This window comes from Sphingomonas sp. (genome assembly GCF_035758555.1).
GTDB lineage: Bacteria > Pseudomonadota > Alphaproteobacteria > Sphingomonadales > Sphingomonadaceae > Sphingomonas_B.
The window spans coordinates 1-12490 of record NZ_DASTXI010000145.1; the positions used below are offsets into that span (position 1 = coordinate 1).

Sequence of the window (12490 nt, forward strand, 5' to 3'; positions counted from 1 at the left end):
CCTGAAGCGGAAGCGTTCGACGATCAGCCGGCAGGTGGTGTTGTCGAGATCGGTAAAGCCGCTCGAATGCGTCACCTCGCAGCCAGTGACACGGCCGTCCTCGCCGACCTCATATTTGACGCTGACGGTGCCACCGACGCCCGCCTCGCCGGCCGAGCGCGGATAGTCGGAATCCTTGATGCGGCCCTTGATCTGGCGCGGCGCGACCCAGCCGCCGCCGCCATCGCCATTCCCCCGCCCGCCGGCGCCGCGGCCGTTGCCGAAGCCGCCGGCGCCATAGCCCGGCCCCGGAATGTCGGCCGAGCCTGCCGAAGGGGCGTTGGCGATGCCCGCGATCGGCGCCGCGATTACCGGGATCGGCGGCGGCAACTGGACCACCGGAGGCGGCAGCACGATCTGGGTCGGCTCAGCGCGCAGGTTGGGCGGCGACGCTTCGCCTTCGGGGCGCGGCGACTTGATCCTGTGTGGGGTCGGCGTCGGCGGCTTGGGCCGCTCGTGCACCGGCAGCACGTCAAAGGTCTTGAGCGTCTCCACCATGCGCCGTGGCAGGTCGGTGCGCAGGCCGGCGATCAACGCATAGCCGAGCAGCGCGTGCACCAGCGCCACGCCCGCTACGGACGCCGCCCGTTCCCTGCTCCAACGCTGTTCAGCGTACATCGACCGACCCTTGCGTCATCAACGCGTCAGGTCGCTGGATAGCGCCGTTCAGCTGAACAAGGGCTGATAAGCGCCTGTTATCGGTTCAGATTGTGCAGCGCGAGGCCGGGCCGCGGCCACTCCATGCTGACCAGCCGGCCGGTGCCGGACAGGGTGATATAGGCCGTCCGCAGCTCCGACCCGCCCCAGCAGATGTTGGTGGTGAACGGATCGCCGGTGGGCACGAATTCGACCAGCTCGCCCTTAGGTGAGACGACGGAGATACCGCCATTACCAATCGTCGCGACACAGATATTGCCGCCGCTGTCGACGCCCAGGCTGTCGAACCAGCTGTATCCGCCCGCGCCGTAGACGAATTGCGCGCCGGTGCCGGTTAGGCTCTCGCCCTTAGCGAGCTTGCCCGGCGCCTCGATATCGAACGCCCACAGCTTGGCGGTGTAGGTCTCCGCGACGTAGAGCCGCTTGCCGTCGGGCGAGAGGCCGATGCCGTTCGGGTTCTCCATCGGAAACACGGCTTCCTCGATATGGCTGCCGTCGGCCTTGGCATAGAAGACGCCGACCACGTCGCGCGACCGCTCGAACGTCTTGCCGTGATCGGTGAACCAGAAGCCGCCCGCATCGTCGAACACGATATCGTTGGGCCCGCGCAGCTGCACCTCGCCGGCATGGGTATAGAGCGTCTCGACCTTGCCGGTGTCCGGATCGATGCGCTGGATCGAACCGCCGCTCCACTCCTTCGCAGCGCCGTGCGGAACCAGCAAACCCTGCATCTCCAGATATTCGAACCCGCCATTGTTGCAGAGGTAGAGCATCCCGTCGGGCCCGAGCGCGAGGCCGTTAGGCCCGCCGCCAGGGGTCGCGACCACCTCTGTCTTACCCTCGCCCCAGCAGCGTGTGATTCGCCCCGCTTCTATCTCCACCACGATCACGCTGCCGTCCGGCATCGCGACCGGCCCTTCGGGGAAGCGGAGGCCGCTCGCGATTTCCTGAAACCCGTTCATTTCCCCTCCGTTCGGGCTATGGGGCTCGCAACCAATGGAGCGAGAGACATGGCCACAGCGCAATATGACGCCGACCTGAAGCTGTTCGTCAATGGCGCCTGGCGCGCGGGCGAGGATCGGCAGCCGGTGTTCAACCCGGCGACCGGCGCGACCGTGGCAGAAGTGCCGCTCGCGACGGCAGCCGATCTCGACGAGGCGCTTGCTGCCGCCGATCGAGGGTTCAAGCTGTGGAGGGCGACCGACGTGGAGGCGCGCGCCGCGATCCTGCACAGGGCCGCTGCGCTGATCCGCGAGCGCGCCGACCGCATCGCCACGCTGATGACGATGGAGCAGGGCAAGCCGCTGGGCGAGGCGCGCGGCGAGGTCGCGGGCGCGGCTCAACTGTTCGACTATTATGCCGAGGAGGCGAAGCGTGCCTATGGCCGCGTGCTGGTGCGCCCGACCGGCCAGCGATCGATTGTGATCAAGCAGCCGGTGGGGCCGGTCGCCTCCTTCACGCCGTGGAATTTCCCGGTCTATCTGATGGCGAAGAAGCTGGCGGCGGCGCTGGCCGCCGGCTGCTCGGTGATCGCCAAGCCGCCGGAGGAGACCCCCGGCTGCACGTCCGCGATCATGCAGGCGTTGGCGGATGCCGGGCTGCCGGCGGAGGTCGCACAGCTCGTGTTCGGAGTGCCGGACACGGTCAGCCGCCACCTGCTCGCCTCGCCGGTGATCCGCAAGGTCAGCTTCACCGGATCTGTGCCGGTCGGCCGCCACCTGATGAAGCTGGCCGCGGACGGGCTGAAGCGGGTGACGATGGAGCTGGGCGGCCACGCCCCGGTGCTGATCTTCGACGATTGCGACCTGGACCGCACGCTCGACATGGTCGTGCCGCAGAAATTTCGCAACGCCGGCCAGGTCTGCGTCTCCCCCACTCGCTTCTACGTGCAGCAGGGCGTGTACGACCGCTTCGTCAGCGAGTTCGCCGCGCGCACGCAGAAATGGCCGGTCGGCAACGGCCTCGATGCGGCCACGAAGATGGGCCCGCTCGCCAACAAGCGCCGTCCCGACGCGATCGGGACGCTGGTCGAGGACGCCGTCGCCAAGGGCGCGAAGCTCGCGGCCGGCGGCGAGCGCTTCGGCGACGGGTTCTTCTATAAGCCGACGCTGCTCGCGGACGTGCCGCTCGAATCCCGGATCATGAACGAGGAGCCGTTCGGGCCGGTGGCCGTCGCCCGCCCCTTCGCGACCGAGGAGGAAGCGATCGAGCAGGCCAACCGTCTCCCCTACGGCCTCGCCGCCTTTGCCTTCACCGAGAATGGCCGCCGCGCGAACCGGCTCGGCGACCTGATCGAAGCAGGCATGGTCGGCATCAACACCTTCGCGATTTCGGGCGCCGACACGCCCTTCGGCGGGGTCAAGGATTCGGGGTTCGGCAGCGAAGGCGGGCCGGAAGGTCTCGACAGCTACATGGTCGTGAAGGCGATCCATCAGGCCTAGTTCGTCATGCCGGGCTTGACCCGGCATCCACCTTCCTCTTTGCGGGAGAAGAAGGTGGATCCCGGCTCAAGGCCGGAATGACGGAGGGACATGTCAATCAAACGAACCGGCGGCCGCATTCTGGTCGACAACCTTGTCGCGCAAGGCTGCGACCGCATCTTCACCGTGCCGGGCGAGAGCTTCCTGGCGGTGCTCGACGCGCTGCACGATGTGCCGCAGATCGAGGTCGTCGTGTGCCGGCAGGAAGGCGGCGTCGGCTTCATGGCATGTGCCGACGGCAAGCTGACCGGGCGGCCCGGCATCGCTTTCGTGACCCGCGGCCCCGGCGCGACCAACGCCTCCATCGGCGTCCATGTCGCGATGCAGGATTCGCTGCCGATGATCCTGTTCGTCGGCGACGTCGCCCGCGGCGACCGCGACCGCGAGGCGTTCCAGGAAGTCGATTTCGGCCAGATGTTCGGGCCGCTCGCGAAGAAGGTGCTGCGGATCGACGACGCGCGCCGCATCCCGGAATACACCGCCCGCGCCTATGCGACGGCGATGTCGGGGCGACCGGGTCCGGTCGTCATCGTGCTGCCGGAAGACATGCTGCTCGACGAAGTAGAGGCGGTGGATCGACCGCGCGTTGAGCGGCCACATCAGCTCACCGAATCCACGATCATCCAAACCATTGACGAGCTCGTTGCCGAAGCGGAGCGCCCTGTCGCGATCGTGGGCGGCGCTGGATGGGACGCGCCCGCCGCCTTTTGGTTCGCCGGCTATGCCGAACGGGTCGGGATGCCTGTCGCTGCCGCTTTTCGTCGACAGGACTCGATTCCAAACAGCTGCCCCGTCTGGGCGGGCAATCTGGGATATGGCCCCAATCCAAAGCTTGCTCAGCGCATACGTGAAGCAGACCTGCTGCTTGTGGTCGGTGCACGGCTGGGTGAAGCGACTACCGATGGGTACACGCTCATCAGTCCCGATCATCCGGGGCAGAAGCTTGTTCACGTGCATCCTGATCCCGAAGAGCTTCGCAGCACTTTCCGTACGGATTTTGCCTACTGCCTCGGGATGTGGGAGTTCGCTGAGGCGGCATGTCATTATACCGCCGCGGCCGAGCCTCGGACCAGCGGCGCCGAAGCGCACGCCGAATGGCTCGACTGGTCCACGCCCCGCCCCCGCGAAGGCGCCACCCTCGACCTCGGTCAATGCGTGCTGGCGATGCGGGAGGCGATGCCGGCGGATACGATCATCTGCAACGGCGCCGGCAATTTCTCCGGCTGGTGGCATCGTTACTGGCGTTACGAGGGCTATGGCACCCAGCTTGCGCCGACGGCGGGAGCGATGGGCTTTGGCGTGCCGGCGGCGGTCGCGGCGGCGCTCAGGCGGCCGGAGCAGAAAGTGGTGGCGGTCGCGGGCGACGGCGATTTCCTGATGAATGGGCAGGAATTGGCGACTGCCGTCCGCTACGGCTGCGACATGCTGGTGATCGTCGTCGACAATGGCTGGTACGGCACGATCCGCATGCACCAGGAGCGCGAATATCCCGGCCGCATCTCCGGCACCCAGCTGGCGAACCCCGATTTCGCCGCCCTCGGCCGTGCGTTCGGCGCCTGGGCGGAGACGGTCGACTCCACCGACCAATTCGCCCCCGCCCTCGCCCGCGCGCTCGAGCAGAAAGGCGTCAAGCTGCTGCACCTGAAAACGGACGTCGAGCAGATCAGCCCGGCGCTGACGATCTCGCAACTGCGGAACCGTTAGCAGTGCCCCTGCGAAGGCAGGGGCCCAGGCAGCATGGCACATGGACCCCTGCGTTCGCAGGGGCGCCGCACTTAGGCTTTCCGGCCGGCGATATACCGGTCGACCACGCCTTCCAGCACCGTCATCGGCACGTTGCCCCCCAGCACCAGCGCGTCGTCGAAGCTCCTGAGGTCGAAGCGCGGCCCCAGTGCTGCCTTCGCTTTGTCGCGCAGCCGGTTGATGTAGGTGTGGCCGACCTTGTAGCCGCAGGCCTGGCCCGGCCAGCTGCAATAGCGGTCCACCTCGGCCGAGACTTCCTCGATCGACGAGCCGTTGGTGCTCGCGAACCAGTCGATCGCCTGCTGCCGCGTCCAGCGCTTGGCGTGAAGGCCGCTGTCGACCACCAGCCGGCAGGCACGGAACGACAGGCTCTGCAGATAGCCGAGCCGCTCGACCGGATTGTCCTTGTACACGCCCAGCTCGTCCGCCAGCTGCTCGGCATAGAGCGCCCAGCCCTCGGAATAGGCGTTGAAGGCGAGGATCGATCGGATCAGCGGCAGTTTGAACGTGTATTCGCCCTGCCAGCCATGGCCGGGGATCGCCTCGTGATAGGCGAGGTCGGGCAGCGAATAGGTGGTCCAGCGCTCGGTCGTGCCGAGGTTGATCCAGAGCCGGCTCGGGATCTTGCCGTCGATGCTGCCCGGGCCGCCATAGGCGCCGGCCGCGCCGGGTTCCTCCGCCAGCGGCAGCCGTTTCACCTCGACATTGCCCTTGACCAGCGTGTTGAACGCCTGCGGCATCAGCGCGCGGATATGCGCGATCCGGTCTTCCAGCAGCTTGATGATCTGCGCGCGGCCCTCGTCATTATTCGGGAAAGTGAAGCGCGGGTCCTTGCCGAGCGCCGTCATGCGCGCGCCGACCGTGCCCTGGCTGTAGCCGAGGCCTTTCAGGATCGCGTCCATCTGGCCTTGCAGGTCGCGGACCTGATCGAGCCCCATCTGATGGATTTCCTGCGGAGACAGCCGCGTCGTCGTGCCGGCCCGCAGCGCCCAGGCGTAATAGTCGTCGCCCTGCGGCAGCTTCCAGACGCCCGCATCGCTGTTGGCCTTGGCGCGGTGCGCCTGCATTTCCGCGATCTGCCGCTCGAGCGCCGGCGCGATCTGGGCGCGGGCAATCCCGGCGGCGCGCATCGCGTAATCGCCCTTCATGTTGGCAGTGCGCTTCGCGATCGAAGTGACGATGCCCCAATCCTCGATCTTGCCGGCGCGTGAGAGGTCGAGTGCTTTCAGTGCCTTGTCGAGCAGGAAGTCGGGCGCGATCACGCCCATGCCGCGCGCCGCCTTCAGCCGCCCGGTTTCGCCGTCGAGCTGGCCGGCATAGGCTTCCATCCGCGAAAGGTAAGCGTCGGCATCGGCCGTGTTCTCGATCAGATGGTCGCTGTCGAGCATCTTGGGCGTGTTGATGTACGAGCCGACATTCTGGGCGACCACATAGGGCGTGTTCAGCCAGCCGCCGACCGCAGCGATGCCATAGGGGAATTCATACCCGTCCAGCGCCAGCCCGAACGCCGTCTGCACCACCTCTACATTGGTGTGCATCACCGGGCTCAGCGCGTCGAGATCGACGGGCTTCAACCGGGCGATGCCGGCGCGCAGGTGCGCAACCAGCCGCTCCTTGCCCTCCTCCGACGTGGCGGTCAGCTGCGACTTGAGCGCCGCCCGAGCGCCCTTGTCGATGCCGAGCGAGGTCGCCTGTTCGGGAAAGTCGCGCAGCATCTGCTCGGTGATGCCGTCGAGAATCGTCGAGGCTCCGGCATCCGCGGCGCTGTCGGCGGCGAATACGCGGCCCGGCAGCAGCGCACAGGCAGAGGCGGCGGCGCCGGCGGCAAGCAGGTCGCGACGGGCAAAGTCCATGAACACACTCCTGAAATCGATGCGCCTCGCTAACGGCTTTGAAACCGCCTTGCAAAGCGGTGCCGATGAGCGTCTGATGCGCCTCGACGGTCGCCAATCACCACAACCGGCTTTTTCGGAGGATTGGATCATGGCCGATGTCGATGGCGACAAGCTTCATCAATTGGTGCTCAAGATGCTGGGCGATCTGGGCGGCGCGTTCAGCGTTCCGACAGTGCGGATCGGCTGCCGGCTGGGATTGTTCGACTCGCTGCATCGGGACGGGCCGGCAACCGCGGCGGAACTGGCGGGTCGGCTGGGCCTAGCCGAACGCTATGTCCGCGAATGGGCGCTCGCCCAGGCCGCGAACGGCTACCTCAGCTACGATCCCGGGGGCGAGCGCTTCAGCCTCAGCCCGGAACAGGCGATGATCTTCGCCATTCCCGATAGCCCCTTCTACATGCCCGGCGCCTTCGAGTGCGCGGCGGAGATGATCGCGGGCGAACCAAAGGTCGAGCATGCCTTCCGCACCGGCGAAGGCGTCGCCTGGGGCGACAGTTCCACCTGCCTGTTCTGCGCGGTGGGCGCGTTCTTCCGCCCCGGCTATGTCAACAGCATCGTCCAGGCATGGCTGCCCGCGATCGACGGGATGGTGGAACGGCTGGAGGCCGGCGCGGACGTCGCCGATGTCGGCTGCGGCGTCGGCTTCTCGACGCTGCTGATGGCCGAAGCGTATCCGAACAGCCGCTTCACCGGCTACGATTTCCACGCGCCTTCGATCGAGCAGGCGAATGCCCACGCAAAGGCCCACGGCCTTTCGGACCGCGTCCATTTCGAGACCGCGCCCGCCAAGGAGATCGCAGGCCGCGACTTCGACCTGATCACGATGTTCGACTGCCTGCACGACATGGGCGATCCGCGCGGGTGCGCCGCGCATCTGCGCACGCTGCTGAAGCCCGACGGCGCCTGGATGCTGGTCGAGCCGATCGCCGGCGACCGCCCGGCTGACAATATCGGCAGTCCCGTCAGCCGGCTGTTCTACAATGCCTCGACGATGATTTGCGTGCCGACCTCGCTGGCGCAGGAAGTCGGCGAAGGCCTGGGCGCGCAGGCGGGCGAGGGGAAGCTGCGCGATGTCATTACCGGCGCCGGCTTCACCCGCGTCCGCCGCGCGACCGAGGGCCCGTTCAACATGGTGCTGGAAGCTCGGATCTAGGTTGCGCGTTGTCGCGGCATGCCCCGCGCGCAAAAGCTCAAGGTCTACCGCACCCCGATCGGGTTCCACGACGCCTATGTCGCCGCGCCCAGCCAGAAGGCGGCGCTGGAGGCCTGGGGCAGCGACGCGGACCTGTTCGCGCGCAAGGTGGCGGAGCAGGTCACCGATCCCGATCTGATGGCCGAGCCCCTCGCCCATCCGGGCAAGGTGATCCGGAAGCTGCGCGGCACGGCCGAGGAGCAGCTTGCCTCGTTGCCGTCGGCCGCAAAGCAGAGGGCCTCGAAGCACGCGCCGAAATCAAGGCCGCGCCCGAGCCGGGCCGCGGTCGACGAAGCGGAAAAGGCTCTCGCCGAACTCGACACGCGCCAGCAGGAGGAACGCGCGCAGCTTGCCAGCCGGGAGGCCGCGCTTGCACGCGAGCGCAGCGACCTCGAAGCGCGCCAGCGCAAGGCGCTCGACAAAGCCGCGAAAGCCCGCGACCGCGCCGAGGCCGCCTATGAAAAGGCGCTCGCGAAATGGCGCGGATAGCCGTGCTTTTGGTTGACAAGCGCGATGCGCTCACTTAGCTGCGCCCTTCCCGTGCGGGGATTGTTCTCGCGCGGCGATCAGCTTTGATGGATTGATGAGGGCCATGTTCGCAGTCGTGCGCACGGGCGGCAAGCAGTATCGCGTTGCCGCGGGAGACAAGATCGTTGTCGAGAAGCTCGACGGTGACGCCGGGTCGAAAGTGACTCTGGGCGACGTGCTGCTCGCGGGCGAAGGCGGCGAGCTGAAGGCCACCAAGGGCCTGACCGTCGCCGCCGAGATCGTCGCGCAGGCGAAGGGCGAGAAGGTCGTCATCTTCAAGAAGCGCCGCCGCCATAACTATCGCCGCAAGAACGGCCATCGCCAGCAGCACACGATCCTGAAGATCCTGGGCATTGGCGAGCAGAAGGAAGCCAAGGCGAAGGCGCCGAAGGCCGAGGCTGCGCCGAAGGCAGAAGCCGCTCCGGCTGCTGAGGCCGAGGCGAAGCCGGCCAAGAAGGCGCCGGCGAAGAAGGCCGCCAAGCCGGCCGCGGGCGACCAGGCCTGAAGCGCGCGTAAGGAGTATTCGAAATGGCACATAAGAAAGCTGGCGGCTCCTCTCGCAACGGCCGCGATTCCGCAGGCCGCCGCCTCGGCGTGAAGAAATTCGGCGGCGAGCAGGTGCTCGCCGGCAACATCATCGTGCGTCAGCGCGGGACCAAGGTGTACCCGGGCCGCAACGTCGGCCTTGGCAAAGATCACACCCTCTTTGCGACCGCAGAGGGCCGCGTGCGATTCCACGAAGGCAAGCTCGGCCGCAAATACTGCTCGGTCGACAGGATTATGGCCGAAGCGGCCGAATAACGGGCGACCGTGAATACGGGTCGCCCTGGGGGCGACCCGATAGCCTGCCGCGGCAGGCGATGAGGGAGACGGGTAGCCCCCAGTCTCCCTTTTCTACATCTCCCTCACCAACTGTCGCCTTGCCGTAACGTCCGTTCGGCATGGCGCGACGAAAAGGAGACGGAGATGTTCGTGCGTACCGACAGACTGCTCTTGCGGCCCGGCTGGATCGAGGACGCGCCGGAGCTTGTCCGCGCGATCGGCGACGAAGCGATTGCCCGCAACACGGCACGCATCCCCTGGCCCTACACGCTCGCCCATGCCGAATGGTATCTGGGCCGTCAGCAGGATGCGCATGCACCCAATTGCCTGGTGTTCGCGCGCACGTCCGGCAAGCCGCGCCTGATCGGCAATGTCGCGATCAGCCCGGACGGGGACGGGCACGAGCTCGGCTATTGGTTCGCCCGCGCCCATTGGGGGCTGGGCTATGCGACCGAAGCCGCGAGCGCGCTGGTGCGCGCAGCGCGGGGATCGCTCCGCATCGAACGCATCCATTCCGGCCATTTCGTCGATAATCCGGCTTCCGGCCGCGTGCTTCGCAAGCTCGGTTTCCAGCCGACCGGCCGGACGATCCGGCGCCATTCGGTCGCGCGCGGCCACGACGTCGACTGCCTGCTCTATTCGGACGCGGCCCAGACTCCGTGCGAGGAACCTGCCATGCGGTGTCTGGAGGCGGCTTAGATAACTCTCTCCCTAAAGGGGGAGAGGGTTAATTGGCCGCCACCGGCGCCACCGGTTCGCCGGGGCGCTGGTCCGCATTCTGCGGCACGGCGCTGACCTGCATCTCGGGCGTCGGGATGGCTTCGCCGAAGGTGCGGACCCGCACCTGCATCTGCCCCCCCTCGATCGTGAGCTCGTTGAAACTCGGCGGTGTGGACCTGATGCGCAGCGACAGCGTGCCGGCGCCGATCATGCGGATCGGACCGTTCGCGGTCTCCTTGATCAGGTCGAACGGGTCATGAACATGGCCGCTCAGCACCGCCGTCACCCCTGCCCCGGCCAGCGCCGCCAGCGCACGCTCGCCGCCCTTGGTCAGCGCCTTGCCGCGCGTGTTCGCCTCGACCAGCGGGTGATGCGCCGTGACCAGCACCAACGGGCGGTCGGGCAACGCGTCGATCGCCTTCAGCGTCTTGGCGAGCGCACGGTCGCCGACATTGCCCAGCGACCAATTGAGCCGCCACTGCGCGCGCGCCGTCGTCTTCAGCGGCACCAGCGCGATGCCCGGCAGCTCCAGCTCGCGCTCGACGAGCCGCTTGATGCCGCGGATGCGGTGGTAGGGGGCGACGAAGCGCTCGATCAGGTTGAAATACGGCAGATCGTGGTTCCCGACCTCGACCGTCACCGGAGCCGCCAGGGACGAGATCCAGTCGCACGCCGCCCTGAACTCCCGATGACGGGCGCGCATCGTCAGATCGCCGGTGAGCGCAACCGCGTCCGGCTTTTCGGCCGCGATCCGGTCCTTCACCCACGCGAGCGCCTGCACGTCCTCGCAGCCGAAATGGACGTCGCTGATATGGAACAGGCGAGTCATGGCGCCGAACTTTTCGAGTGCCGTCCCTTCTCCGTTCGTTTCGAGCGAAGTCGAGAAACGGTTGCGCTGCGCTTCTCGACTTTGCTCGAAGCGAACGGATCGTGGGATCGGGGCATGCACTCTCCTAACGCGCGGGAACCCGGAATGTGGCCTGGACTTTATTGCGTCAACACTGACGCCTAAGGGGGATGAATGTCCAAACCAACTGTGCTCGTGACCGGCGGCGCCGGTTACATCGGCAGCCATGCCGTGCTCGCGCTGCTCGACGCCGGCTATCCCGTCGTCGTGCTCGACAATCTGACCACCGGTTTCCGCTGGGCCGTCGATCCGCGCGCGGCGTTCGTGCAGGGATCGGTGGACGACGACGATCTCGTCCGCGCCACGCTGCGCGAGCACCAGGTCGGCGCCATCATGCATTTCGCCGGCTCGATCATTGTGCCAGAATCTGTCGAGAACCCACTGAAATATTACAAGAATAACACCGCCGCTTCGCGCTCGCTGATCGAAAGCGCGGTGGTGTGCGGGGTGGGATATTTCATCTTTTCCTCGACCGCGACGCTCTACGGCATCGTCGAGCGCTGGCCGATCCGCGAGGATTTCCCGCTCCAGCCGATCAATCCCTACGGCAAATCCAAACTGATGACCGAGCAGATGCTGGCCGATGTCGCCGCCGCGCATCCGCTCAGCTACGGCGTGCTCCGCTATTTCAATGTCGCAGGCGCGGACCCGCAGGGGCGGTCGGGCCAGTCGACCGAAGGGGCGACCCACCTGATCAAGGTCGCGGTCGAAGCGGCGACGGGCAAGCGCGACCATGTCGCAGTGTTCGGCACCGATTACGAAACGCGCGACGGCACCGGCATGCGCGACTATATCCATGTCAGCGACCTCGCGGCCGCGCATGTCGACACGCTCGAGGCGCTGATCGCGAACCCGGGCACCAGCTATACGATGAACGTCGGCTATGGCACCGGATCGACAGTGCTGGAAGTGCTGGACGCGGTGGACCGCGTCACCAACAGGACGATCGAGCGCCGGATCGAGCCGCGCCGCGCCGGCGATCCGCCGATCCTGGTTGCGGACAACAACGCGATCCTCGCGACCCTTCCGTGGCGGCCGAAGCGCGACAATCTGGACACGATCATTGCCGACGCGCTCGCCTGGGAGCGCAAGTTGGCCGAACGCGAGGAGTCAGCCGCCTCAGCCTGAGCGAAGGTCCCACCTTGCCCATCCGCTGCCATTGCGTATTATAGCGGCAACACACGGGAGGGATCGGGATGCGCGGGCTTCTCATGATGGCCGCCCTGCTATCGGCCGCCTCGCCTGCCGCGGCGCTGCCGGCCGAGGCATGGCAGCGCGATCTGACGGCACTGCGTCAGGCCTATGCGAGCACGCACCCCAATCCCTGGCACAAGCTGCCGCAGGCCGAGTTCGACCGCATGGCGGACAAGCTGGCAGCCGACATCCCGTCGCTCGACGACCGGCAGGTGATGGCGCGGATGATCGAGCTGATCGCCGCCACCGGCGAAGGCCATACCCGCCTGACCCTGCCGCTCCCCGAAAGCGCAGGGGTGTTCCTGGGCCATGC

12 protein-coding genes and 1 pseudogene are annotated in these 12490 nt (G+C 67.0%); 9 read left to right on the forward strand and 4 right to left on the reverse strand.

Going from position 1 to position 12490, the window contains the following annotated elements; all coding sequences use genetic code 11:
- Together VFT73_RS08775 and VFT73_RS08780 are read right to left on the reverse strand one after the other, a co-directional pair.
- On the reverse strand, positions 1 to 657 hold a 657-nt coding region (locus VFT73_RS08775; protein WP_326409964.1), incomplete at its 3' end, for a TonB family protein.
- Between the two features lie 77 nt (positions 658 to 734).
- Complete coding sequence (locus VFT73_RS08780; RefSeq protein WP_326409966.1) at positions 735 to 1658, reverse strand: SMP-30/gluconolactonase/LRE family protein; 924 nt, start codon at positions 1656 to 1658, stop codon at positions 735 to 737.
- Positions 1659 to 1706: 48 nt separating this feature from the next.
- On the opposite strand from VFT73_RS08780, the gene VFT73_RS08785 reads away from it, so the two are divergent.
- Positions 1707 to 3137, forward strand: coding sequence for an NAD-dependent succinate-semialdehyde dehydrogenase (locus tag VFT73_RS08785; RefSeq protein ID WP_326409968.1), 1431 nt, complete (start codon positions 1707 to 1709; stop codon positions 3135 to 3137).
- Between the two features lie 90 nt (positions 3138 to 3227).
- On the forward strand, positions 3228 to 4880 hold the full coding sequence (locus VFT73_RS08790) for a thiamine pyrophosphate-binding protein (protein ID WP_326409970.1): 1653 nt from the start codon (positions 3228 to 3230) through the stop codon (positions 4878 to 4880).
- 71 nt (positions 4881 to 4951) lie between these two features.
- Here VFT73_RS08790 and VFT73_RS08795 read toward each other — a convergent pair whose 3' ends face one another.
- Positions 4952 to 6772: a DUF885 domain-containing protein gene (locus VFT73_RS08795; RefSeq protein WP_326409973.1), complete on the reverse strand. Its 1821-nt coding sequence runs from the start codon at positions 6770 to 6772 to the stop codon at positions 4952 to 4954.
- Positions 6773 to 6902: 130 nt separating this feature from the next.
- Between VFT73_RS08795 and VFT73_RS08800 the strand changes: the two genes are divergently transcribed.
- From VFT73_RS08800 to VFT73_RS08820, 5 genes and pseudogenes are all read left to right on the forward strand, one after another.
- Entirely contained in the window at positions 6903 to 7967 is a 1065-nt protein-coding gene (locus tag VFT73_RS08800; RefSeq protein ID WP_326409975.1) for a class I SAM-dependent methyltransferase, read from the forward strand.
- A gap of 18 nt (positions 7968 to 7985) precedes the next feature.
- Positions 7986 to 8495 carry a hypothetical protein gene (locus VFT73_RS08805; RefSeq protein ID WP_326409977.1) on the forward strand — a complete coding sequence of 170 codons (510 nt, stop codon included), beginning with the start codon at positions 7986 to 7988 and terminating at the stop codon, positions 8493 to 8495.
- 103 nt (positions 8496 to 8598) lie between these two features.
- A pseudogene (gene rplU / locus VFT73_RS08810) lies at positions 8599 to 8970 on the forward strand (50S ribosomal protein L21); the annotation flags it as partial.
- Between the two features lie 92 nt (positions 8971 to 9062).
- On the forward strand, positions 9063 to 9335 hold the full coding sequence (rpmA, locus tag VFT73_RS08815; RefSeq protein ID WP_326409979.1) for a 50S ribosomal protein L27: 273 nt from the start codon (positions 9063 to 9065) through the stop codon (positions 9333 to 9335).
- A 165-nt stretch (positions 9336 to 9500) separates the two neighbouring features.
- Positions 9501 to 10055, forward strand: a complete 555-nt coding sequence (locus VFT73_RS08820; protein WP_326409981.1) for a GNAT family N-acetyltransferase — start codon at positions 9501 to 9503, stop codon at positions 10053 to 10055.
- 28 nt (positions 10056 to 10083) lie between these two features.
- Here the strand turns inward: VFT73_RS08820 and VFT73_RS08825 are convergent, their stop codons facing one another.
- Entirely contained in the window at positions 10084 to 10905 is an 822-nt protein-coding gene (locus VFT73_RS08825; RefSeq protein ID WP_326409983.1) for a metallophosphoesterase, read from the reverse strand.
- Between the two features lie 192 nt (positions 10906 to 11097).
- Here VFT73_RS08825 and galE point away from each other — a divergent pair, with 192 nt between their 5' ends.
- On the forward strand, positions 11098 to 12111 hold the full coding sequence (gene galE, locus VFT73_RS08830; protein ID WP_326409985.1) for a UDP-glucose 4-epimerase GalE: 1014 nt from the start codon (positions 11098 to 11100) through the stop codon (positions 12109 to 12111).
- A gap of 68 nt (positions 12112 to 12179) precedes the next feature.
- Positions 12180 to 12490: hypothetical protein (locus VFT73_RS08835; protein ID WP_326409987.1), on the forward strand; the 311-nt coding region annotated here is incomplete at its 3' end.